The 840-nt window shown below is 53.8% G+C and carries 1 protein-coding gene; it reads right to left on the reverse strand.

Features of this window, described 5'->3' with window-relative positions; genetic code table 11:
- Positions 1-128: 128 nt before the first annotated feature.
- Complete coding sequence (locus tag V8J63_RS27680) at positions 129-677, reverse strand: RNA 2'-phosphotransferase (RefSeq protein WP_336464965.1); 549 nt, start codon at positions 675-677, stop codon at positions 129-131.
- Positions 678-840 lie beyond the last annotated feature (163 nt).

The raw sequence follows: 840 nt of genomic DNA on the forward strand, positions 1-840 counted from the left end.
CATCACGCAATAAAAACTGTGGGAGCGAGCCTGCTCGCGAAAGCGGTCTGACAATCAACGATGATGTTGGATGTTAAGACGCCTTCGCGAGCAGGCTCGCTCCCACAATTATTTTGTGTATGAGGAGATTACAGGGGGGCAAGAAATCGAGCGGGCACCTGCTCTGTCAACCAGACGCCATTTTCGGCCTGATAGAACTTGAAGCCCTGTTCTTCCATCTGCTTCGCGGCAACCTTCAGAACGACTGGCGTTCCGTAGCGTTGACCCACGGCCGACGCGGTGGCGATCTCATCGGACAGATGCACCTGATGGCGTTGTCCTGGAATCAAGCCTTGTTCGTTGATCGAGTCGAGAAAACGCGTCGCTGTTCCGTGGTAGAGCGTTTGCGGTGGCTGTTTCTGCTCGAATTGCAGATCAACGCTTTTCGTCGAGTGGCCTTGAACAGCGCGTATACAGTGGCCATCAGCGGAAATCGTAAAACGCTTCTTGTCACTGCTGGTTACGACGTTTTCAATCAGCTCACGACTTAAATGTCTGCCATCACGCGCCGCGCCGCTGATCAGTGCGTCGATATTTGCCCAGCCATCCGAATCCAGCGTAAGACCAATCGCTTGAGGCTGGTGACGCAACACGAAGCTGAGAAATTTGCTTGTCTCATCCAGTAGTTTTTTATTCATGAACTTCCCTTTCATTGCCATCAACTGTGGGAGCGAGCCTGCTCGCGAAAGCGGTCTGACAATCAACGATGATGTTGGATGTTAAGACGCCTTCGCGAGCAGGCTCGCTCCCACATTTTGTTTCGGGGTGCTTGCGGGGTCAGCGGCGGTCGGCGACGACGCC

The organism is Pseudomonas sp. CCNWLW23 (assembly GCF_037095675.1).
In the GTDB taxonomy this organism is placed as follows: domain Bacteria; phylum Pseudomonadota; class Gammaproteobacteria; order Pseudomonadales; family Pseudomonadaceae; genus Aquipseudomonas; species Aquipseudomonas atacamensis.

Excerpts from the sequence above, each read along its gene's own strand:
- V8J63_RS27680 (WP_336464965.1), bottom strand. The coding sequence starts at position 677 with ATGAATAAAAAACTACTGGATGAGACAAGCAAATTTCTCAGCTTCGTG.